Origin of the sequence: Plantibacter sp. LMC-P-059a (assembly GCF_030209505.1) — a bacterium.
Taxonomy (GTDB): domain Bacteria; phylum Actinomycetota; class Actinomycetes; order Actinomycetales; family Microbacteriaceae; genus Plantibacter.
Genome location: NZ_JARVRZ010000002.1, coordinates 670,848 through 692,989, shown reverse-complemented (window position 1 = coordinate 692,989; position 22,142 = coordinate 670,848). Strand labels below are relative to the sequence as shown.

The 22,142-nt window shown below is 70.5% G+C and carries 18 protein-coding genes; 5 read left to right on the top strand and 13 right to left on the bottom strand.

The window, feature by feature from the left end; genetic code table 11:
* Positions 1–92: 92 nt before the first annotated feature.
* The 10 genes from QRN27_RS06755 to QRN27_RS06710 all read right to left on the bottom strand — a co-directional run bounded on the left by QRN27_RS06755 (position 93) and on the right by QRN27_RS06710 (position 11,198).
* Positions 93–1,331 (bottom strand): MFS transporter, encoded by a 1,239-nt coding sequence (locus QRN27_RS06755; protein ID WP_285041267.1) that lies wholly within the window; start codon positions 1,329–1,331, stop codon positions 93–95.
* A gap of 43 nt (positions 1,332–1,374) precedes the next feature.
* Positions 1,375–1,515: a hypothetical protein gene (locus QRN27_RS06750; protein WP_285041266.1), complete on the bottom strand. Its 141-nt coding sequence runs from the start codon at positions 1,513–1,515 to the stop codon at positions 1,375–1,377.
* On the bottom strand, positions 1,505–1,957 hold the full coding sequence (locus tag QRN27_RS06745) for an SRPBCC family protein (RefSeq protein ID WP_056009346.1): 453 nt from the start codon (positions 1,955–1,957) through the stop codon (positions 1,505–1,507). The genes QRN27_RS06750 and QRN27_RS06745 overlap by 11 nt, the downstream gene beginning before the upstream one ends.
* A gap of 143 nt (positions 1,958–2,100) precedes the next feature.
* A complete protein-coding gene (locus tag QRN27_RS06740; protein ID WP_285041265.1) occupies positions 2,101–2,787 on the bottom strand; it encodes a response regulator in 687 nt (228 codons plus the stop codon).
* Positions 2,784–5,279 carry a sensor histidine kinase gene (locus QRN27_RS06735; protein ID WP_285041264.1) on the bottom strand — a complete coding sequence of 832 codons (2,496 nt, stop codon included), beginning with the start codon at positions 5,277–5,279 and terminating at the stop codon, positions 2,784–2,786. The genes QRN27_RS06740 and QRN27_RS06735 overlap by 4 nt, the downstream gene beginning before the upstream one ends.
* A 78-nt stretch (positions 5,280–5,357) precedes the next feature.
* Positions 5,358–5,966, bottom strand: coding sequence for a potassium-transporting ATPase subunit KdpC (kdpC, locus tag QRN27_RS06730; protein WP_285041263.1), 609 nt, complete (start codon positions 5,964–5,966; stop codon positions 5,358–5,360).
* Positions 5,967–5,998: 32 nt separating this feature from the next.
* Positions 5,999–8,164: a potassium-transporting ATPase subunit KdpB gene (gene kdpB / locus QRN27_RS06725; RefSeq protein WP_285041262.1), complete on the bottom strand. Its 2,166-nt coding sequence runs from the start codon at positions 8,162–8,164 to the stop codon at positions 5,999–6,001.
* Positions 8,165–8,167: 3 nt separating this feature from the next.
* Positions 8,168–9,841, bottom strand: a complete 1,674-nt coding sequence (gene kdpA / locus QRN27_RS06720; RefSeq protein ID WP_285041261.1) for a potassium-transporting ATPase subunit KdpA — start codon at positions 9,839–9,841, stop codon at positions 8,168–8,170.
* Positions 9,841–9,930: a potassium-transporting ATPase subunit F gene (locus QRN27_RS06715; RefSeq protein ID WP_285041260.1), complete on the bottom strand. Its 90-nt coding sequence runs from the start codon at positions 9,928–9,930 to the stop codon at positions 9,841–9,843. The genes kdpA and QRN27_RS06715 overlap by 1 nt, the downstream gene beginning before the upstream one ends.
* A 317-nt stretch (positions 9,931–10,247) precedes the next feature.
* The gene (locus tag QRN27_RS06710; protein ID WP_285036286.1) at positions 10,248–11,198 is read right to left on the bottom strand and encodes a manganese catalase family protein; all 951 of its coding nucleotides are present in this window, start codon (positions 11,196–11,198) and stop codon (positions 10,248–10,250) included.
* 170 nt (positions 11,199–11,368) lie between these two features.
* Here QRN27_RS06710 and QRN27_RS06705 point away from each other — a divergent pair, with 170 nt between their 5' ends.
* Positions 11,369–12,535 (top strand): hypothetical protein, encoded by a 1,167-nt coding sequence (locus tag QRN27_RS06705; RefSeq protein WP_285041259.1) that lies wholly within the window; start codon positions 11,369–11,371, stop codon positions 12,533–12,535.
* Positions 12,536–12,589: 54 nt separating this feature from the next.
* Complete coding sequence (locus QRN27_RS06700) at positions 12,590–13,456, top strand: helix-turn-helix transcriptional regulator (protein WP_285041258.1); 867 nt, start codon at positions 12,590–12,592, stop codon at positions 13,454–13,456.
* Positions 13,457–13,493: 37 nt separating this feature from the next.
* On the opposite strand, the gene QRN27_RS06695 is transcribed toward QRN27_RS06700, so the two are convergent.
* Complete coding sequence (locus QRN27_RS06695) at positions 13,494–14,705, bottom strand: MFS transporter (protein ID WP_285041256.1); 1,212 nt, start codon at positions 14,703–14,705, stop codon at positions 13,494–13,496.
* A 158-nt stretch (positions 14,706–14,863) separates the two neighbouring features.
* On the opposite strand from QRN27_RS06695, the gene QRN27_RS06690 reads away from it, so the two are divergent.
* Both QRN27_RS06690 and QRN27_RS06685 read left to right on the top strand, forming a co-directional pair.
* Complete coding sequence (locus QRN27_RS06690) at positions 14,864–15,511, top strand: TetR/AcrR family transcriptional regulator (RefSeq protein ID WP_056009323.1); 648 nt, start codon at positions 14,864–14,866, stop codon at positions 15,509–15,511.
* 47 nt (positions 15,512–15,558) lie between these two features.
* On the top strand, positions 15,559–18,435 hold the full coding sequence (locus QRN27_RS06685) for an MMPL family transporter (RefSeq protein WP_285041254.1): 2,877 nt from the start codon (positions 15,559–15,561) through the stop codon (positions 18,433–18,435).
* Positions 18,436–18,773: 338 nt separating this feature from the next.
* On the opposite strand, the gene QRN27_RS06680 is transcribed toward QRN27_RS06685, so the two are convergent.
* Positions 18,774–19,421: a pyridoxal 5'-phosphate synthase gene (locus tag QRN27_RS06680; protein WP_285041253.1), complete on the bottom strand. Its 648-nt coding sequence runs from the start codon at positions 19,419–19,421 to the stop codon at positions 18,774–18,776.
* A gap of 144 nt (positions 19,422–19,565) precedes the next feature.
* On the opposite strand from QRN27_RS06680, the gene QRN27_RS06675 reads away from it, so the two are divergent.
* On the top strand, positions 19,566–20,411 hold the full coding sequence (locus QRN27_RS06675) for an alpha/beta fold hydrolase (protein ID WP_285041252.1): 846 nt from the start codon (positions 19,566–19,568) through the stop codon (positions 20,409–20,411).
* A gap of 209 nt (positions 20,412–20,620) precedes the next feature.
* Here the strand turns inward: QRN27_RS06675 and QRN27_RS06670 are convergent, their stop codons facing one another.
* Positions 20,621–22,120: a PucR family transcriptional regulator gene (locus QRN27_RS06670; protein WP_285041251.1), complete on the bottom strand. Its 1,500-nt coding sequence runs from the start codon at positions 22,118–22,120 to the stop codon at positions 20,621–20,623.
* Positions 22,121–22,142: the final 22 nt, after the last annotated feature.

Genomic DNA, 22,142 nt, shown 5'->3' with positions numbered 1-22,142 from the left:
CGGGGTGGTTGAGCGGCTGGGGGTGGCTCACTGACCGAGGGTGGTGCCCTTCGACAGGCTCAGGGACCGGGGCGGCTGAGGGACCGGGGTGCTCAGGGACCGGGGTGCTCAGGGACCGGGGCCACGGTCTTCGGCGGACGCGCCGCCGAAGTGAGGAACGACGCCAGGACGACGACGGCGAGCACCACGATCATCGCGCCCCGCAGCCCGAAGTGCTCGCCGAGGAAGCCGAGCAACGGCGGCCCGACGAGGAACGCGACATAGCCGGCCGAGGCGACCGCGCCGACCGTCGTCGTCGGATCGTCGCTCTCGCCCGCAGCCGACAGGGTCACCGGGAATCCGAGCGCCGCGCCGAGTCCCCACAGCAGGACCGCGAGCCCCGCGACGAGCACGTTGTCGGAGAAGACGACGAGGGCGATGCCGACGGCCGACACGATCGCGCTCACCCGGAGCACGTTCGCCTTGCCGAACCGGGCGATCAACGGCTCGCCCGAGAACCGTCCGATCGTCATGGCGAGCGCGAACCCTGCGAAGACGATGGACCCGACCGCAGCCGAGGTGCCGTGCCCGTCGACCATGATGAGCGGCAACCAGTCGCCCGCCGCACCCTCCGCGAGCGCGAGGGCGAGCACGATGAGGCCGAGGAAGATGACGCGCTGTTGCGTCCAGACGGCGAGCTGCGCGCGGATGCCGGGCGAACTCACGCCCGTGTCCGCCTGACGCCCCGTCTCGGCGGGGATCTTCGGGACCGCCCAGAGCAGCGCACCGAATGCGAGCGCCGCGACGACGAGCAGGTGGATCCACACGGGGAACGCGATCGCCGTGAGGGCGATGCCCGCTACCGAACCGACCACGGAACCGAGGCTGTAGCACCCGTGCAACACGGGCAGCACCGACCGGCCCGACAGCTGTTCGATCGTCGCACCCTCGATGTTGATCGCGATCTCCGCAAGCCCGAAGCCCAGCCCGATGCCGATGAGGCCGACGAACACCCCGACCCCCTGGCCGGCTCCGGCGAGGAGGGCGAGCAGGGCCAGGCCCACCACGAAGGAGGCCCCGCCGATGACGATCGGCCGCCGCGCACCGAACCGCCGGACGAGGGCCGCGGACGAGAGGATGCCGGTCATCGACCCGACGGAGATCCCGAAGAGGATGAGGCCCATCTCGGCGGTGCTCGCGTGGACGAGGTCGCGGACGGCGGGCGTTCGGACGATGAAGGACGACAGGCCGACCCCGACGGTCAGCATGAAGACGAAGATCGCCCCGCGCCGCCGCCGGAGATCGGCGGACAGCGCGGGGCGGGGGTTCGCCTGACCGGCGCGGGCACTCATGCTCCGAGCCTAGGGGTGGCGAGGTGGTGCGGGTGGTGCCTGACTAGCCCGAAGGGTTCTCGACCGGGTCGCCCTCAGCGTCGGTCCCCGTCTCGGGGTCGACCTCCTCGGGCTTCGGCACGTCGTTCTTCACGTCGTCGTCGTGCGTGTGCGGGGGACCGGGGCGGGGGCCGTCACTCGACATCGCCACGCCATCCCTGTCCGGTCTGACCCTCGGTCTCGACGAGCTGCTTGAAGTTGCCGAGGTCCTTCTTGATCGCGTGGTTGTCGACACCGAGTGCCGAACCGAGGTGCTCGAGGAGGCCCTTGGGCTCCCAGTCGAGCTGCACGGTGACGCGCGTCTTCGCGTCCTCGAGACGGTGGAACGTGACGACGCCGGCGTGATCGACCTCGCCACCGGTGCTCGTCCAGGCTACGCGCTCATCCGGGTGCTGCTCGGTGATCTCCGCCTCGAAGACGCGGGTCTGACCGGCGACCTTGACGGTCCACTCGGTGAGGACGTCGGTGACCTGGGTGATGGACTCGACCTCGTCGAGGAACTTGGGGAAGTCCTCGAAGCGGGTCCACTGGTTGTAGGCGACGGAGACGGGAACGTCGACGTCGATGGTTTCGATGACCTGCGTCATGGGAGCCATCCTCTCTGCTTCTGCGGTACCTGCGTGTGTCTCGTCCGGAAAGCCCGAACGCGATTGCGACGGTACGCGTGCAAGCTGCGATTCCGGGGGCGTAGCCGCAGACGCGGCAACCTGTTACCCTGCTCGGCCTCGGCTCACAGTTGGAAGCGGTACCCCATGCCGGCCTCGGTGAGCAGGTGACGCGGCGACCCGGGCTCCCGTTCGAGCTTCTTCCGCAGCTGGGCGATGTACAGCCGCAGATAGCCGGTGTCGGTCACGTGCGTCGGCCCCCAGATCTCCGTGAGCAGCATCTGCCTGGTGACGAGTTTGCCGGCGTTCCGGAGGAGGAGTTCGAGCACCTGCCACTCGGTCGGCGTCAGACGGACGGTCACCGGCGCGGCACCGGGGACCTGCCTGGTGACCTGCTTCGCGGCGAGGTCGACCACGATGTCGTCGAACTGCACGGTCGGTTCCGCCTCGGCTCCGGGCACCCGGCGGGTGAGCGCACGGATCCGCGCCAGCAGTTCGTCGATCGCGAACGGCTTCGTCACGTAGTCGTCGGCCCCGGCATCGAGCGCCTCGACCTTGTCCGTCGATCCGGCCCGCCCGGACACGACGAGGATGGGCGCATCGGTCCACCCGCGCAGCCCCTCGATCACCTGCTTGCCGTCGAGGCCCGGCATGCCGAGGTCGAGCAGGTAGAGGTCGGGGCGGTGCTCCGTCGCGGCGTTGAGGGCTGTGGTGCCGTCCTCAGCGGTGATGATCTCGTAGCCGCGCGCGGTGAGCGTGATGCGGAGGGCGCGGAGGATCTGCGGGTCGTCGTCGGCGATCAGGATCTTCATCGGGGTGCTGGCTCCTCGGTCGGCACGGCCGGCAGCGACACCACCATGGTGAGGCCTCCGCCCGGGGTGTCCTCGGGTTCGAGTGTGCCACCCATCCCCTCCACGAAGCCCTTCGAGAGGGCGAGGCCCAAGCCGAGGCCCGTGAGGTTGTCGGTGTCGCCGAGCCGCTGGAAGGGGACGAACACGTCCTCGCGTCGGTCGGGCGCGATGCCGGGACCGTGGTCGACGATGCGGATCTCCACGGCGCCGCGGAACGCACTCGTCGCGATCCGGACGGGGGTGTCGTCCGGGCTGAAGCGCTGCGCGTTCGTCAGGAGGTTGACGATGACGCGCTGCAGGAGGCCGGCGTCGGCGAGGACCGGCGGGAGGTCGGGGGCCAGGTCGAGCTCGGCATCCTGCGGCCCGATCCCGAGCTCGTCGAACGCGGGCAGGATCGCGTCCTCGACGTCGATCGGGGCGACCGTCACCGCGAGGACGCCGGCCTGGAGCCGGCTGACGTCGAGGAGGTTCGTGACGAGGGCCGCGAGCGTGCGCAGACTGTCGTCCGCGGTCTCGAGGAGGTCCTGGCGGTCCGTCGCGGTCAGCTCGACGTCGGTCGCGCGCAGGCCGGTCACGGCGGCGGTGGCGGCGGCCAGGGGGCGCCGGAGGTCGTGGCTGACCGCCGAGAGCAGCGCGCTCCGCACCCGGTCGGTCGCGGCGAGCGGGCCGACCTCCTGGGCCGTGGCGCGCAGATCGGTGTGTTCGAGCGAGGCGTCGAGCTGCGCTGCGATGACGGCGAGCAGTCGGCGGTCGGAGGCCGCGAGGACGCCGCCGTGCAGCTCGAGCACCGCACGGGTGCCGATCGGGATGCTCGTGAACTCGCCACCGCGCGTCGGTTCGCCGTCGACCGCGAGGACCGCGTCTCCGGCGACGAGGCGGACACCGGCGAGCGAGAACGACTCGCGGGTCCGACTGACGAGCGCCTGCAGGGCGCCCTCGCCGCGGAGCACGCTGCCCGCGACCGTCGCCAGCAGCTCGGACTCCGCCGCCGCGCGCCTCGACACCCGGGCACGCCGCGCCGAGAGGTCGACCACACCGCTCACGATCACCGCGATCACGACGTAGAGCACGAGCGCGACGAGGTGCGCCGGGTCGTCGATGGTGACGGTGTACAGCGGTTGGACGAAGACGAAGTCGAGCGTGACGCCCGAGAGGACGGCGGCGAACACCGCCGGCCAGAAGCCGCCGACGAGGGCGACGAGCACGACGAGCAGCTGGTACGAGAGCACCTCGCTCGTGATCGACTCCTCGGTGCGGGCGAGGTGGAGGAGCCAGGTGACGAGCGGCCCGCCGATCAGCGCGAGGGCGAAGCCGGCGATGTGGCGCCGCGCACTCAGCGCACCGCCGAGCTTCGGCAGCCGGAACCGCCCACCGGCCGCCTCGTGGTTGACGATGTGCACGTCGATGTTGCCGGATTCGCGGATGACCGTGTTCCCGATGCCGGGGCCGGTGACGGCGGCCGACAGGCGACTGCGCCGGCTGACGCCGATGACGAGCTGTGTCGCGTTGGCGGCCTTCGCGAAGTCGACGAGGGCGCGTGGCACGTCGTCGCCGACCACCTGGTGGAAGGTGCCGCCGAGGGTGTCGACGAGTGCCCGCTGCTGGGCGAGCGCACCGGGGTTCGCGGCCCGCAGCCCGTCCTGCGTCGTGACGTGCACCGCGATGAGCTCGCCGCCGGAGGAGCGGGCGGCGATCCGGGCGCCGCGGCGGAGCAGCGTCTCGCCCTCCGGGCCACCGGTGAGGGCCACGACGACCCGCTCGCGCGCCTCCCACGTGCTGTCGATGCCGTGTTCAGCGCGATAGTCGCGGAGGGCGGAGTCGACCTCGTCGGCCAGCCACAGCAGAGCCAGCTCGCGGAGTGCGGTGAGGTTGCCGAGGCGGAAGTAGTTGGACAGGGCGGCGTCGATGCGTTCCGCCGGGTAGACACGGCCGCCGGCCAGTCGGTCGCGGAGGGCCTGTGGAGCGAGGTCGATGAGCTCGATCTGATCGGCTGCCCGGAGCACGGCGTCCGGGATGGTCTCGCGCTGCGGCGCCCCGGTGATCTGCCGCACGACGTCGTTGAGCGACTCGATGTGCTGGATGTTCACCGTCGACAGCACCGGGATGCCGGCGGCGAGCAGGGCCTCGACGTCCTGCCAGCGCTTGACGTTCGTGGAGCCCGGCGCGTTCGTGTGGGCGAGTTCGTCGACGAGGGCGAGCCCGGGGCGGCGCTCGAGGACGGCCTCGAGGTCCATCTCGTCGAGCGTCACACCCCGGTGCTCGACCCCCCGGCGCGGCAGCGTCTCGAGGCCCTCCGTCAGTGCGGCCGTCGCGGCCCGACCGTGGGTCTCGACGACCGCGACCACCACGTCGACACCCTCCGCGGCGAGGCGGTGGCCCTCCTCGAGCATGGCGTAGGTCTTGCCGACCCCGGGGGCCGCGCCGAGGAGCACCCGGAGTCGTCCGCGCTGCACGGTGTTCAGTTCTCCTGGAGCATGGCGCTCTGCCTGCCGACCCCGGGGGCCGCGCTGTGTCGTCCGCGCTGCATGGTGTTATCCGTCCAGTCCTGCCACGGCGAGGTTGAGCTGCAGGACGTTGACCGTGGACTCCCCAAGGTAGCCGAGGTCGGGGCCCTGCGTCAGACGCTCGACGAGGGCCCGCACCTCGCCCTCGTCGAGGCCACGCTCGGCGGCGACACGGGGCACCTGCAGCAGCGCGTACGCCGGGCTGATGTGCGGGTCGAGGCCGGACGCGGAGGCCGTCAGCGCGTCGGCCGGGACGCTCGCCGGGTCGACACCCTCGAAGTCGGCGATGGCCGCACGGCGCTCCTCGATCGAGGCGACGAGGTCGGTGTTCTCCGGCCCGAGGTTGCTGCCGCTCGACGCGCCGCCGTCGTAGCCGTCGCCCGCTGCGGACGGACGCGACTGGAACCACTGCGGCAGCGGCTTGCCGTCGGCGGCGGTGAACGACTGCCCGATGAGCGCCGAGCCGACCGTCTTCCCGCCCTCGGTGACGGGCGAGCCGTTCGCCTGCCACGACATCGTCGCCTGTCCGATCCCGGTGACGATGAGGGGGTAGCCGACGCCGAGGACGACGGTGAGGGCGAGCATGGCCCTGATGGCGACCCAGTACTGGGCGATGCCGCTGCGGGATGCACTCATGATGTTCTGTCTGCTTTCGTGTGCTGGAGGGGTTAGAAACCGGGGATGAGCGTCACGACGAGGTCGATGAGCTTGATGCCGATGAACGGCGCGATCACTCCGCCGAGCCCGTAGATCAACAGGTTCCGGCTGAGGACCTTCGAGGCGCTGAGCGGTCGGTACTTCACGCCGCGGAGGGCGAGCGGGATCAGGATCACGATGATGATCGCGTTGAAGATGATCGCCGAGAGGATCGCCGACGCGGGGGAGTGCAGCTGCATGATGTTGAGCAGGGCGAGTCCCGGGAACACCCCGGCGAACATGGCCGGGATGATCGCGAAGTACTTCGCGACGTCGTTCGCGATGGAGAACGTCGTGAGGGCGCCTCGCGTGATGAGCAGTTGCTTGCCGATCCGCACGATGTCGATGAGCTTCGTCGGGTCGGAGTCGAGGTCGACCATGTTGCCGGCCTCCTTCGCGGCCGAGGTGCCCGTGTTCATGGCCACACCGACGTCGGCCTGCGCGAGCGCCGGGGCGTCGTTCGTGCCGTCACCGGTCATCGCGACGAGGTTGCCGCCCTCCTGCTCCTTGCGGATGAGTTCGAGCTTCTGCTCCGGCGTCGCCTCGGCGAGGAAGTCGTCGACCCCGGCCTCCGCGGCGATCGCCTTCGCCGTGAGCGGGTTGTCGCCCGTGATCATGACGGTGCGGATGCCCATCGCGCGCAGCTCGGCGAAGCGTTCCGCGATGCCGGCCTTGACGACGTCCTTCAACCGGACGACACCGAGGACCCGGGCGGTGCCGGTGGTGTCGGTCTGCGCCACCACGAGCGGGGTGCCACCGCCGGCGGACACCGCTTCGACGTGCTCCTGGAGCTCGGCGCGGATCGCCTCGTCGAGCGGGGTCGACTCCTGCACCCAGGCGAGCACGGCCGAACCGGCGCCCTTGCGGATCTGCGCGCCGTCCGGCTGGTCGAGGCCGCTCATGCGGGTCTGCGCCGTGAACGGGACGATCTCGCCCGCGACGGATCCGCCGAGGTGGACACCCCGTTCGGCGGCGAGGTCGACGATCGACTTGCCCTCGGGCGTCGGGTCGCTGAGCGAGGACCGGGCGGCGGCCTGCGCGAGCTCGTCCGGGGTGACACCGCGGAGGGCGATGAACTCGACCGCCTGGCGGTTGCCGTAGGTGATCGTGCCCGTCTTGTCGAGCAGCAGGGTCGTGACGTCGCCGGCCGCTTCGACCGCACGACCCGACATCGCGAGCACGTTCCGCTGCACGAGCCGGTCCATGCCGGCGATGCCGATCGCGGAGAGGAGGGCGCCGATGGTCGTCGGGATGAGGCAGACGAGGAGGGCGATGAGCACCGGCACGCTGACGGGGGCCGCGGCGTAGGAGGCGATCGGGTTGAGCGTGAGTGCGACGATGACGAACACGATCGACAGGCTCGCGAGGAGGATGTTGAGCGCGATCTCGTTCGGCGTCTTCTGCCGCGCCGCGCCCTCGACGAGGCCGATCATGCGGTCGACGAAAGTCTCGCCGGGCTTCGAGGTGATGCGGACGACGATGCGGTCGGACAGCACCCGGGTGCCGCCGGTGACGGCGCTGCGGTCGCCACCGGACTCGCGGACGACCGGGGCCGACTCACCCGTGATGGCCGACTCGTCGACCGAGGCGATGCCCCAGACGATGTCGCCGTCACCGGGGACGAGTTCGCCGGCGGTCACCACGACGACGTCGCCGAGCGTGAGGTCCGCGGAGGAGACCTGCCCGATCGCCGCGTGCTCGGCCGAGGGGTCGGTGTCGGGTTCGTAGGCCGTCACCTGGTTGGCGAGCGTCGAGGTGCGCGTCTTGCGGAGGCTGTCGGCCTGGGCCTTGCCGCGGCCCTCGGCGACGGATTCCGCGAGGTTCGCGAACACGACGGTGAGCCACAGCCAGATCGCGATGCCCCAGGTGAAGGACGCCGGCACGGCCGACCCGCCGGACTCCTGCGCCCCGCCGAGGAACGGTTCGGCGATCGCGAGGACGGTGGTCAGTGCGGCCCCGACCTCGACGATGAACATGACCGGGTTCTTGACCATGAGTCGCGGGTCGAGTTTGCGGAAGGCGCCGGGGGTCGCGGCGAGCAGCTGCGCCGGACCGAACGCGGCCTTCGCGGGCTCGTGATGGTGGTCCTGCTCCTGCTCGGGATCCGCCGGGGCGGGAAGCGTGTGCGTGGTGGACATGGTTTATGACAGCCCTTCCGCCAGGGGACCCAGCGCGAGTACGGGGAAGTAGGTGAGTGCGGTGATGACCACGGCGACACCGGTGAGGAGGCCGACGAACTGCGGCCGGTTGGTCGGGAGTGTTCCGGCGGTCGACGGCACCCGGTCCTGCGCGGCCAGCGAACCGGCGAGCGCGAGGACGAGCACGATCGGGACGAAACGACCGAGGAGCATCGCGACACCGAGGGCCGTGTTGAACCACGGGGTGTTCGCGGTGAGGCCGGCGAACGCGGAGCCGTTGTTGTTCGAGGCGGAGGTGAAGGCGTAGAGGACCTCGGAGAGGCCGTGGAGGCCCGGGTTCCAGATCGACGTCGTCTCGACATCCGAGCGGACGCCGGGAATCGCGAAGCTCAGTGCGGTCCCGGCGAGGACGAGCGTCGGCGTCACGAGGATGTACAGGCTCGCGAGCTTGATCTCCCGTGGGCCGATCTTCTTGCCGAGGTACTCCGGGGTCCGCCCGACGAGCAGCCCACCGATGAACACGGCGATGACGGCGAGCACGAGCATGCCGTACAGGCCTGAGCCGACGCCGCCGGGGGCGATCTCGCCGAGCATCATGTTGATCATCGGCATCATGCCGCCGAGAGCCGTGTAGGAGTCGTGCATCGAGTTGACGGCACCGGTGGAGGTGAGCGTCGAGGTCGAACCGAACAGCGTCGAGGCGAAGACCCCGAAGCGCTGCTCCTTGCCCTCCATCGCGCCGCCGGCCGCCATCGGTGCCGCTCCGAGGCCACGGGCTTCGAGGGCCGTGAGGATCGAGAACGAGGCGAGGAAGATGACGCCCATGACGGCGAGGATCGTGTAGCCCTGCTTGTGGTCGCCGACCATGCGGCCGAAGGTGCGCGGCAGGGAGAACGGGATCGCGAGCATGAGGATGTTCTGGACGAGGCTCGTCCATGCGGTCGGGTTCTCGAAGGGGTGCGCGGAGTTCGCGTTGAAGAACCCGCCGCCGTTCGTGCCGAGGAGCTTGATGGCCTCCTGCGAGGCGACCGGTCCACCCGGGATGGTCTGCGTCGCACCCGTGATGGTGCCGACGTCGGTGAAGCCGTTGAGGTTCTGGATGGTGCCGCCCGCGATGAGCACGACCGCCATGACGACGGAGAGCGGCAGCAGCACGCGGAGGGTGCCGCGGGTGAGGTCGACCCAGAAGTTGCCGATGGTGCCGCTGCGCCGGCTCGCGAAGCCGCGGACGAGGGCGATGGCGACCGCGATGCCGACGGCGGCGGAGACGAAGTTCTGCACCGCGAGGCCCGTGAGCTGCACGGTGTAGCCCATCGTGACCTCGGGGGAGTACGACTGCCAGTTGGTGTTGGCGACGAAGGACGCGGCCGTGTTGAACGACAGGCCCTCCGGCACGGAGGGGAGGCCGAGCGCGAAGGGCAGGACGGCCTGCGCACGCTGGAGGGCGTAGACGAGGAGGACGCCGACGAGCGAGAAGGCGAGCACCCCGCGCAGGTAGGCCTGCCAGGTCTGCTCGGAGCGGGCGTCGACGCCGATCACGCGGTAGAAGCCGCGTTCGACGGCGAAGTCCTTGACGGAGGTGTACACCCGGGCGAGGTACTCACCGAGTGGACGGTAGAGCAGCACGAGGACCAGGACGAGGGTCGAGACCTGGAGGATCGCGAAGAGGGTCTGCATCAGAACCTCTCGGGTTTCACGAGTGCGTACACGAGGTACACGACGGCGGCTGCGGCCAGGACGGCGGCGAGGAGTTCGAAGACGATCACAGTCTCTCCACTCCCCGGGCGACGAGGCCGACCACAGCGAACACGGCGATGACGCCGAGCACGTAGACGAGGTCGAGCAAGAGGACTCCAGTGTGTGAATGGTGCGTGGTGCTGATGCGTCCCGTTCGGGACAGCTCAGAGCCAACACCCGTCAGCAGCCCGGATCGGCCGTCCTCACGGTTTCCATACGCCTTCCGCGTCGATCCTCACGACCTCCCTACGGTGTGTGGTGCACAAGCCGAAACGGGAGGCCCGGGCAGCTGCGCCCGGACCTCCCGTCCACTCCGTCGACCCTGGCCGGGTCCGACGACGATCCTCTACTTCAGCGGCCCGAAGGTCGCGTCGATGTCGGCGAGCTCCATCTCCGCCGTCGCCTGGATCAGCGCGAGGAGATCGGTGTCGAGACCGGGGGAGAACTCCTCGAACCGTTCGGGCGCGATCGTCGACGGCACGCCCTCCGGAGCCTGCTGCGTCGCGTCCAGTTCGGTGCCGTCGTTCGACGGCGACATGCCCTGGAAGATCCGGCCCGCCTCGGACTGGCCGGCGAGGTCGAACGAGAACTGCTTGCTCTGCAGCCCCTGGTCCACGAGGAGCTTGACCTCGGGGAACTGCTCCGCGTTGGTCTTCGGGATCGGCAGTGACGACTTCCAGTTCACGCCGAGGGTCTCGAGGGCCTTCGCATAGGCGTTCTCGTGCGCCTGGTCGCGGACGATCAGGTAGGCGATCGTCGAGCGGGCCGTCTTGTTCGACGTCATCTCGTACAGGCGGCACTTCTGCAGCCGACCCGTCGACTCGAGCATGAGGTTGTACAGCAGGTCGAGCACGAGGTTGCCGGAGTTGTACACCCAGCTGCCGTTCCACGGGTTGCCGGCCGCGTCCACCGGCATGGCCCCCTGCGCCGCGACGAGGTAGTGGTGCGTGTTGACCTCCGACAGGGCGATCGACAGCGGTGTCGCTCCGCCGGCACCCGGCTGGTCCACCGGGTCCGTCTGCTTGCCCTGGTAGGCGGGCGAGCCGTCGAGGAGGCGGGAGATGGTCGTGCCGATGAGCTCGACGTGACTGATCTCCTCGGTGCCGATGCCCTGGATGAGGTCACGGTAGGGCTTCCCGGCCGGCCCACGGAAGTTCATGGCCTGGAAGAGGTACTGCATCATGGTGCGCATCTCGCCGAACTGGCCGCCGAGCCCCTCCTGCAGGGCTGCTGCCGCCGCGGGGTCCGGCTCGTCCTCGGCGATCTCGTTGATGAACCGCTGCACGTGGAAGTACATGGTGTTCCTCTCTGATCAGAGCCACTCGAGCCGTCCGCCCTGAGCGCTCCAGACCAGCCTGGGAGCTCGGATCGATTCCCGTGGGCTCTGTGATCTCGGCGGCGACAGGCGTATAGTCCCGCGCGCGCTGGCCTAGGCTGGATCGCTGAAGCGTCGAGGGGATCTGGTCGGTGGAACTGCGGTGGTTGACGGCGCCCGAGGACGAGGTCGCCGCCGCGATCGCGGAGGAGCGACGCTCGGCCCGGTCCAAGGGCGTACCCACCGGGCGCCGAGTGGTCTTCCACCTCTACTTCAGCCTCGTCCTCTGGTACCTGGCGATCGCCCTCGTCTCGGTCGGTGTCAGCGTCGACGAATACCACGACAGTCGCGTCGAACCCGACGACGTCATCGGCCTGGTCGTCGCCGTGCTCATCCTCGTCGGGCTGCTCGCGGGCGCCTGGTTCCTGCTGCGCTGGTCGCAACGGCCGCCGTCGCCGAAAGCCCGCCTGGCCGAGTGGCGGCGACACCTGACCGCGGTGGAGAACGGCTTCACCGAGGAGCCGAAGTCGCGGGCGATGTTCTCCTCGCTCATCACCACGACCGGGAAGTACCACAACGCGTTCGTCTCCACTCCCGGGCCACAGTTCCTGTCGGACCCCCGGTTCGTCCGGGACGAGGTCGAGTTCGGCAACCTTCTCAACGAGGCGAGGCGCTCGGGGGACTGGCACTACCTCGTGGTCCGGCTGCCGGCGCCGCTGCCGCACCTCCTCCTCGACGCGACGAGGAACGACACCGTCCGCAGCGACCTGCCGCCCGGCCTCGACCGCGGTGGTCTGATCTCGCTCGAGGGCGACTTCGACCGCTGGTTCCGGGTGTACGCGCCCGCCGGCTACGGGGTCGACGCCCGGTACGTCCTGACGCCGGACGTGATGTCGTCGCTCATCAGCACCGCCGCGTACTACAACGTCGAGATCCTCGACGACCGGGTCGTGTTCTTCAGCAAGCCCGCAGCCGACTTCGCCTACCCGGCGCCGTGGATCGCCATCGACGCCATCCTCACCGACCTCGTCCCGCGGCTCGTCCGGAAGGCCGAACGGTACCGCGACGAACGGGTGGTGGGGCAGGACGCCGAGAGCGTCCTCGATGCCGCCCGGAAGGCCATGGAGGCCGAGCAGCAGTGGACGAAGGGGCGGACGGTCGTCTCCGAGGACGGCCGACGACTCCGGGTCCGCGCCCGCTTCCACGCGCTGTGGGGTGTCGTCGGGGCGGCGACCTGGCTCGTCACCCGCACCCTGCTGTACGTCATCCCGGCGGCGTTCGCCTTCGCCGGGTTCATGTCCGTCGTCGACGGCCGCTGAGGCGGAATCGGACGCCTGTGGAACATCGCCGGGCGTGATCGCGTTCGCCCAGGTGTGACCCTCACGTTGCCGGCTGTCGCCGAGTCCGCACCAGACACCCTCGACCGCGCGCTCGCGAGCCTCGAGTGGACGATCCACGGCACGTACCGCGACCGCCTCGCGGCCGGTTCCCGCCTCGACCGCGGGCACCCGGCCTCCGGGTTCCTGTACGTGTCGAGCGGACGCGCAAGGCTCACCACGCCGGAGGGCGCCCTCGACCTCGACGCCGGCGACCTCGTGTTCTTCCCCCGCGCGCACACGACCGGTCTGCTGTCGCTCGGCGACGCCGAGGTGCTCGAGGTCGGTCTCGAACCGTCGCGGCAGCGGCAGGCGGTCGCCGACACCCTGCCCGAGACACTGACCGTGCGGGACTTCGCCGGTCAGGAGCGGTCCATGGTCGCGCTCATCGAGGGCATGGGATGCCCCGGCCCGAGCGGCCGCGCACGCCCCGGCGACGCAGTCATCTGCAGCCGGATCGCGACCACGATCGTCTCCGCCGCCCTCCGGTCCTGGAACGAGGCCGGGTGCGCGCCTGAGCGGTGGCTGCAACGCATCGGCGACCCGCACATCGCCGCGGTCCTTGACGCCCTGCATGCCGAACCCGGGCGTCCGTGGACGTTCGAGAGCCTCGCCCGCATCGCGATGATGTCGCGTTCCGCGTTCGCCGAGCGGTTCCGGCAGGTGGTCGGTCACACCCCGCGCGCCTATCTCACGACGGTCCGGATGGAGACCGCGAAGGGGCTCATCATCACGGGCGGGGCGACGATCGCGGAGCTGGCCGGCGAGCTCGGCTACGCCTCCGAGGACGGCTTCGCGCGCGCCTTCCAGCGGTACACGGGCCTGACGCCCGCCCGCTGGCGAGCCGAGGCCGCCGCCGCGTAGGCGTCGAGCCCCGGCAAACGGCGCCGGCGCTGCTGCATCAGCGCGCGGTGCGCGCCGAGCCGAAGATGACCCCGCCGACGATCGTCGAGCTCGCGGCGACGATGAGCGCCGGCACGATGCCGACGGCGTCCACGAGGATGCCGCCCACACCGGCGCCGACGGTGATCGCGAGCTGGAACCCGGCGACCACGAGTCCGCCGCCGGACTCCATGCGGTCGGGGACCAGCCGGCCCATCCAGGTGCTCAGCGTCGTGAGCCACGCGCCGAAGCCCATGCCCCAGGTGGTGATCGCGATGGTCACGATCCACGGCTGCCCGGGGAACGCCGTCACGAGCGCGATCGAGACGCCGATGAGCGCCGGGACCACGTAGCGGAGCGCCGCCAGGTGGCGGTCGACGAGCAGGCCGATGACGAAGTTGCCGACCACCCCACCGAGGCCGAACGCGGCGAGCAGGACGGCGACGCCGGCGGCATCGAGGTCGGGCACCCGCTCGATCGCGAGCCGGATGTAGGTGAACGCGATGAAGTGTCCGAGCACGGTGAGGATGTGACCCGTGAGGCCCATGCGGATGCCGGGGACCCGGAGGGTGTCGACGAGCGACCGTAGCCCGCCGCTCGACGGTGCCGGCGCGACGGGCGGGAGGACGAGCCGCAGCGCGACGGCGACGACGGCGGTGATCACCGCGACGGCCGCGAAGATGAGCCGCCAGTCCATGATCGACCCGAGATAGGTGCCCACCGGGACACCGGCGACGGTCGCGACGGTCGTCCCGGTGTTCACCAGCATGATCGCGCGACCGAGGTGCTTCGGGGCCGAGAGGCGGGCGGCGATCGCGATCGACATGGCCCAGAACGCCCCGAGTGCCGCACCGAGGAGCAGGCGGGCGATGAGCAGCATGACGAAGTCGCCGGAGATCGCGACGAGGGCACTCGAGACCGCGGCCGCGGCCGCCAGGAGGACGAGCAGCAGGCGGCGGTCGAGGCGGGGGACGAGGATGCCGATGGTCGGCGCGGTCAGGAACCCGACGAAGGCCGTCGCCGTGACCGCCTGGCCGGCCTGCCCCTCTGAGATGCCGAGCGACGCGGCCATGGACGGCAGGAGACTCGGCGGGAGGAACTCGGCGAGCACGAGCACGAAGCTCGTCGCCATCATCACGGCGACGGACGCCCAGGCGGTGCGGTCGCGCGGGGTGCCGGCGACGGGCACGGAGCCGGTGCGCGGGGAGTCGAGGGTGTCTGGGGTGCTCATGCTCCCAGTCTGGCGGGGCTGGGCCTCGCCCGCCCGACCCTCCGTCCGTAGGGTCCGACCGTTCGTCCGCCGGCGCTGCGGTGACGCGTTGCTGGCAACTCGGTGAACCCGGTGTCAAGAAGTTGCACTCCGTGCATCGGTGCACGTAGTGTACCCACGTGTCCACCACCGCCCCCGCCGAGGATCGACGCGCCGCCCTGCGTGCGCGCCACCATCGGGCGATCCTCGACGCCGCCCGCGTCATGATCGCGGAGCAGGGGATCGCGGGCTTCAACGTCGACGTCATCGCCGAGCGCGCCGACGTCTCACGGCGGACGGTGTTCAACCACTTCTCCTCCGTCGACGACCTCGTCACCACCTCCTGCACCGAGGAGCTGGCCGTCGTGATCGAGAGCTTCCGCGCCGCCGTCAACGCGCGCCCGGCCGGCCCGGGGTCGCGCGCCTCGATGTTCGAGGACGTCGCCGCAGCCCTCCGCACGACCGACATCCCCCGTGTCATCGCCTTCCTCTGGAACGCGCTCGGCGGCTTCGCCCCCGAGGACTCCCGGCCGCAGCAGCTCTTCCAGGCCACCTTCTCCCGCACCACCCAGGAGCTCGCCCACGAGCTGGCCGAGCGCAACACCGATGTCGACGAACTCGAGGCCGGTTTCCTCGTGTCCTCCCTCATGCACGGCGTCGAAGTGCTCGCGCACCACTGGATCGCGAGCACCGGCGCCACCACGGACGATGATGCCCGTGCACTCTGGACCACCCTGCTGGAACGGCTCATCGCGAGCGTCCGCACGGGCTACGGCTCCACGCACTGATCCCATCCCCTCCGTCCCCGCACCTCTCCCGAAGAATCGAGACTCCCTTGGCTGAACTGCTGTATCGCCTCGGACGCTTCTCCGCGCGCCGCGCGTGGGCCGTCCTCATCTCCTGGATCGTGATCCTCGGCATCTCGGTCGGCGCGTTCCTCGCATTCGGCGGCACGCTGTCGAGCGCTGTGACCATCCCGGGCACGCCGACGGCGAAGGTCACCGACCAGCTCGAGGAGTCGTTCCCGAGTGCGTCCGGCGGCACCGGCGCGATGGTCTTCCACACGAAGGACGGCGACGCCTTCACCGAGTCGCAGAAGACCGCGATCGGCGAGCTGCTCGACGAGACCGCCGACCTCAAGGGCGTCGACTCCACCGTCAACCCCTTCGAGACCCAGGAGACGATCGCCGACCAGGCGAAGCAGATCTCCGACGGCAAGGCGCAGGTCGACGCCGGTCGCACGCAGCTGACCGACGGACAGGCGCAGCTCGACGCCGGCCAGGAGCAGCTCACCGCCGCACAGACGCAGCTGAGCGCCGCGCTCGCGCAGGCCCAGCAGGCGGCCGGCGGCACGCTCCCCGCCGCCGCACAGGCCCAGTTCGACACGCAGCAGGCGGCGATCACCCAGCAGCAGGCCGCGCTCGACGCCCAGCAGACCACGATCACCGACAACCTCGCGACGATCGACGAGCAGAGCACGAAGCTCGAACTCTCCTCGCAGCTGCTCGACCTCTCCTCCGGCATCCGTACCGTCTCCACCGACGACACCACCGCGGTCGCGAACGTCGTCTTCGAGCAGCGCCAGCAGGAGGTCACGCCCGAGACGAAGCAGTCGGTCATCGACCAGGTCTCCGAGGACGTGCCTTCCGGCGTCGAGGTCGAGTTCTCCAACGAGCTCGCGCAGAGCCTCCCGCAGCTGTTCGGCGTCGGTGAGGCCATCGGTCTGATCATCGCCGCGATCACCCTGCTCGTCATGCTCGGCACCGTCATCGCCGCATCGCTCCCGCTCGTCTCGGCGATCGTCGGTGTCGGCGTCGGCGTCACCGCCTCGCTCGCGATGTCCGGTGTCGTCGACATGCTGTCCATCACCCCGGTGCTCGGCGTCATGCTCGGGCTCGCCGTCGGGATCGACTACTCGCTGTTCATCCTCAACCGCCACCGCAAGCAGCTGCTCGACGGCGTCGACCTCCACGAGTCCATCGGCCTCGCGAACGGCACCTCGGGCAACGCGGTCGTGTTCGCCGGGTCCACGGTGCTCGTCGCGCTCCTCGCGCTCAACGTCACCGGCATCCCGTTCCTCGGCATGATGGGCACCGTCGGCGCGATCTGCGTGGCCGTCGCCATCCTCCTCGCCGTCACCCTCACGCCGGCGCTGCTGTCGCTGCTCGGCCTGCGGATCCTCAGCCGCAAGGCCCGCGCGTCCATTGGCACCCCGCGCCCCGACGCCGTCCCGACCAAGCCGATGGGCACGATCCGTGCGATCGGCACCCTCGTGGCCGGGCTCGTCGTCCTCGGCGTCGTCGCCCTGCCGGCACTCGACATGCGGCTCGGCCTGCCCGACGGCAGCTCAGAGGCCGTCGACTCGACCCAGTACAAGTCCTACACGCTCATCGAGGACAAGTTCGGTGCCGGCGTCAACGGCCCGCTGCTCGTCGTCGCGACCCTGCCAGACGCCGCGACCGATGACGAGGTGCTCGAGGAGCAGGTGCGCATCGGTCAGAAGATCGCCGACGTGCAGGACGTGAAGGCCGTCGCCCCCGTCGGCGCCTCGGACGACAACAGCGTCCTCGCGTTCCAGGTGATCCCCGAGGAGGGCCCGAACGCGGTCTCCACGGAGCAGCTCGTCCGCGACCTCCGCGACCTGTCGCCGCTGTCAGGCGACGTCGACCTCGGCGTGGCCGGCAGTGCGAGCGGCAACATCGACGTCTCGAAGCAGCTGTCCGACGCCCTGCCGCTCTACCTCGCGCTCGTGGTCGGGCTGTCGCTCATCATCATGATCCTGGTGTTCCGCTCGATCCTCGTGCCCGTCACCGCGACGCTCGGCTTCATGCTGTCGCTCGCGGCCACGTTCGGTGGCATCACGGCGATCTTCCAGTGGGGTTGGCTCGGCCCGGTGTTCGGCGTCCACGACCCGGGGCCCATCCTGAGCTTCCTGCCGACGATCCTCATCGGCATCCTGTTCGGCCTCGCGATGGACTACCAGCTGTTCCTCGTGTCCGGCATGCGCGAGGCGTACGCCCACGGTGCTCCGGCCCGACTCGCGGTGCGCCGCGGTCTCCACGCCGGTCGCACGGTGGTCGTGGCCGCAGCGATCATCATGATCTCCGTCTTCGGCGGGTTCATCTTCTCCCACTCGGCGATGATCCGGTCGATCGGCTTCGGCCTCGCGTTCGGTGTGCTCGTCGACGCGTTCGTCGTCCGCATGCTGCTCATCCCGGCGATCATGCACCTCCTCGGGACGAGCGCCTGGTGGATCCCGAAGTGGCTCGACCGCATCCTGCCGAACGTCGACGTGGAGGGCGCCGCGCTCGAGCGCAGCCACCCGCACAACACCGGTTCGGTCGCGACGGCGCCGCAGCAGGACACCCCGCGGAGCGCGGTCGACGGCGCGGAGACGGCTGCCCTCGGTGCCGGCGTGACCGCGGCGACCGCCGCCCACGTGGCGTCGCCCTCCAGCGAGCTGACCCGGCGTGAGGCGGCTGCGGCCGCCGAGCGGACGCACCCGGCGCACGTGCTGACGACGGACCCGGACCCGGGCGAGCAGCAGGTCTCCCGCGTGGAGCCCGGTCTCGACGTCATCGTGCACCCGGCTTCGGCGGGCGTGCAGCGGGTCGCCGTCGGTGCCTACGTGATCGCGGTGGACGCAGACAACGGGACGGCCGTCGTCGAGCCGCCCGCCGGTGGCGTCGTCATCGTCCGAGCGCCGAGGTAGCGCGGGCGCCCGGTCCCTGAGCCTGTCGAAGGGCGGGGGCCGGGCTGCTTCTCGGTCCCTGAGCTGCGCCGCACTGAGCCTGTCGAAGTGTCGAAGGGCTGGGTCAGGTCCTCCGGTCCCTGAGCTTGTCGAAGGGCGGGGTCAGGAGCTTTCGGTCCCTGAGCTTGTCGAAGGGCGTGGTCAGGTCTTCCGGTCCCTGAGCTTGTCGAAGGGCGGGGTTGTCCGGGCGCATTTCGACAGGCTCAATGACCGAGGGGTTCGCGCAAGGACCGGGTTCTCGGTCCCCGAGCTGCGCCGCACTGAGCCTGTCGAAGTGTCGAAGGGCGGGTTGTGCGGCGTTACGGCTGCAGGCGGTCGACGATCCAGCCGCCGTCGGCCGCGAGGTAGCGGAGTCGCCGGTGCATGCGGTCGCGACTGGCGTGCCAGAACTCGACCATGTCGGGGACGAGTCGGTAGCCGACCCAGGTGGCCGGCCGCGGCACGTCGTCACCCGAACGCTCGAGCAGCTCGTTCGCGCGGACGATGAGCGCGTCGAGCGTCTCCTCCGGGCCGTCGGTGAACGGCGTCGACTGGTGCGCGACCGCCGTGGCGGCCCGGGACTTCGGCGAGCGGTCGGCGAACAGCGCGTCCGACTCCTCGTCGCTCAACCGCTCGACCCGGCCCTCGAAGCGGAGCTGCTGCATCGTCTCGCGCCAGTACACCTGCAGGGCGGCGCTCGGGTTCTCCGTCAACTGACCGCCCTTGCGGCTCTCGGTCGAGGTGCCGAACACCAGGCCACGGTCGTCGATCGTCTTCACGTCCACGGTCCTGGCGCTGACCACGCCGACGGCGGTTGCGGTGGCGAGGGTCATCGAGCGGGGCTCACTCACCTCGCGCTCCACGGCTGAGGCCAACCACGCCTGGGCGAGCGGCATCGGCTCGCTCGGCGGGGTCTCGAACTCGGGCAGATGCAGGGAGTCGTCTCCGGAGAGTGGTTCAGCGCTCATGGCGCGAGCCTACCCGCGCCGCTCTGACTCCGGAGCCTTGGGTGCCCGGCACAGTCCCCACCTGAAGCGTGGTGCACCGAAACATGGTGTGTGGTCCGGCTGCGCGTTAACCTCGGAACCGATCACGAGGAGAGTGGGCACCACATGCCGTACACCGACACCGACGACGTCTCGATCTACTACGAGGTCGAGGGCGACCCCGCCGACCCGGTGATCGTGCTCATCGCCGGCGGTGGCGCGCAGATGATCGCGTGGCGCCCCGAACTCCGCGCGATGCTCGTGGGCGAAGGTTTCCGGGTGGTGTGGTTCGACAACCGTGACGTCGGGTTCTCCCAGCGTTTCGGTGGCGAACACGACGTCGACGGCGGCTACTCGCTCGGCGACATGGGTGACGACGTCCTCCGTGTGCTCGACCACCTCGGGGTCGCAGCGGCGCACCTCGTCGGCCACTCGATGGGCGGGATGATGGCGCAGATGGTCGCCCTCGAGCACCCCGAGCGTGTGCTGAGCCTCGGCCTGCTGTCGACGATCCCCGGCCAGGACCCGCGCTACATCCTGCACGGCGAGCGGCCGGAACTGCTCGTCGAACCGGTGCGGACCAGCCGCGAGGAGTCCGTCGCCGCGATGGCCGAGCTGGCCGCGCCCGTTCCGGGAGCCCGGTACCAGCCCGACACCGCATGGGAGGCGTGGGCGACGGGCGAGGCGTACGACCGCGGCTACGCGCCCGAGGGCTACAGCCGGCAGTGGGCGGCTCTCCGCCGCGCACCCGAGCGGCTCGACCGGTTGCGCGAGGTCACCGTGCCCACCCTCGTGCTCCACGGACGCGAGGACGACGTGCTGCACTGGAGTTCGGCCGTGGACATCGCCGAGGCGATGCCGGCTGCCGAACTGCACGTCCTGCCCGACATGGGGCACCTTATCCCGGCGGAGCTGTGGCCGACGCTCGTCGCGGGCATCGTGCGCACGGCGCGGAGCTCATCCGGTCATTGAGCTTGTCGAAATGCGCCCCGGACGAGGTGTCACCGCCGGGAGGGTCGTGCGTGGGCCCTTCGACAGGCTCAGGGACCGGGTCTTGAGGATGGGCCGGGACCGGGGCTGCCCTTCGACAAGCTCAGGGACCGGGTGGTGCAGGACAGGGACCGGGGCCGCCCTTCGACAGGCTCAGGAACCGGGGCCGGGAGTACAGGGACCGGGGTTCTCTACGGCATGCCGATCAGGCGAACGCGACAGGCGAGTTCGGCCGCGAAGCGCACGTCGGGATCTGCCAGGTCGAGCTCGAGCGACTGCTCGATGCGGCGGATCCGATAGTTCACCGCGTTCGGGTGGAGGTTCAGTTCCGCCCCGGCGCGTACGAGCGAGTTCCGATGGCTGAGGTAGGCGAGGAGCGTCCGGACCGCGATCGCCGCGCGCTCCGGCCCGAGGTCGTCGAGCGGCGACAGGATGTCGTCGAGCAGCGTCCGACTGAGCGGTGAGGCGTAGAAGTCGAGGAGCACCCGGCGCAGCCCGGTGACGTCGGTCGCCTCCATCGTGCCGAACCGACCACCCGCGATCGCCGCCTCAGCCGCGACCCTGGCCTCCGTCGCCGACTGCCGCAGCCCGGCAGCCCCGCTCTGCGGTGTGCCGAGGCCGACGGTGAACGTCCATTCGGGCCCGGCCACCGACGAGGCGTGCGCGACGATGCGCTCCATGACGTCGCGGAGGCGCCGCTGGTGGTCCGCCGCCCCGAGCTCCTCGGAGGCGATGACGACGATCTCGTCGCGGCGCATCGCCAGGTGCCACTGCTCGTCGCGTTGGTCGACGAGCTGCAGGGCGAAGAGTTCGACGGAGGGGGCGAGCACCGTCGGCGCCCGTCGGTCCGGGTCGGTCACATGCTTCGGGGTCAACCACGCGACCGCGTGCGACAGCTGCAGCGGGAGGCCGGCGCGCACGGCGTCCATCGCGAAGCCGTCGATGCGGGAGGACTCCGCGAAGATCAACTCGATGATGAGCTCCGCCCGGGACCGCACGGAGCCGAAGCGACCGTGGAGTTCGCGCTGCAGCGCCCGCGACAGCACCGAGGCAATGACGGGGAGCGCGATGGCGGCGGCGGGGTCGTCGCGTTCGGCGTGCACCCGGCCGATGGGGATCTCGCCGATGCACACGGCGTCGGGTTCGAGCCAGCTCGCGCCGGCGTCCTCGACGAGGGTGACGGGGACGCCGAGCGTGGTGCTCGCGACCTCGAGGATCGCCTCCCGGACGCCGACGCCGGAGGCCTGCTCCGTCTCGGCGGCGGACGCCGCGATGACGCGCTGGATCGCGAACTCCGCTCGCGACATCGCCTCCTCGGCCCCGCCGCGGATGGTGCGGTCCATGAGCACGGCGAGATCGGAGGCGATGCCCTGGCTCATGATGACGGGCAGGCCGCCGCGGCCCGCGAGCGCGCGCGAGGTCTCGGCGATGGGGAACTCACCGACGAACAGGAGCGCCGCACACCCCGCCGCGATGGCCCGGCGGATGGCGATGTCCACCTGGTACGGCCGGGGGACGGCGCCGTCGGGGGTGGTGACGACGGCGATGGCGTGCTCGGTGGCGTCGTTGAGCTCGTCGAGGGCGAGGATCTCGACGCCGGTGACGAGGACGTCGGCCGGGGAACCGGCGACGCAGCGAGCGCCGAGATGTTCGGCTTGGAGGATGACGTCGGCGACGGTGACTTGGGCCATGAGCACATTCTGCCCCGATTGT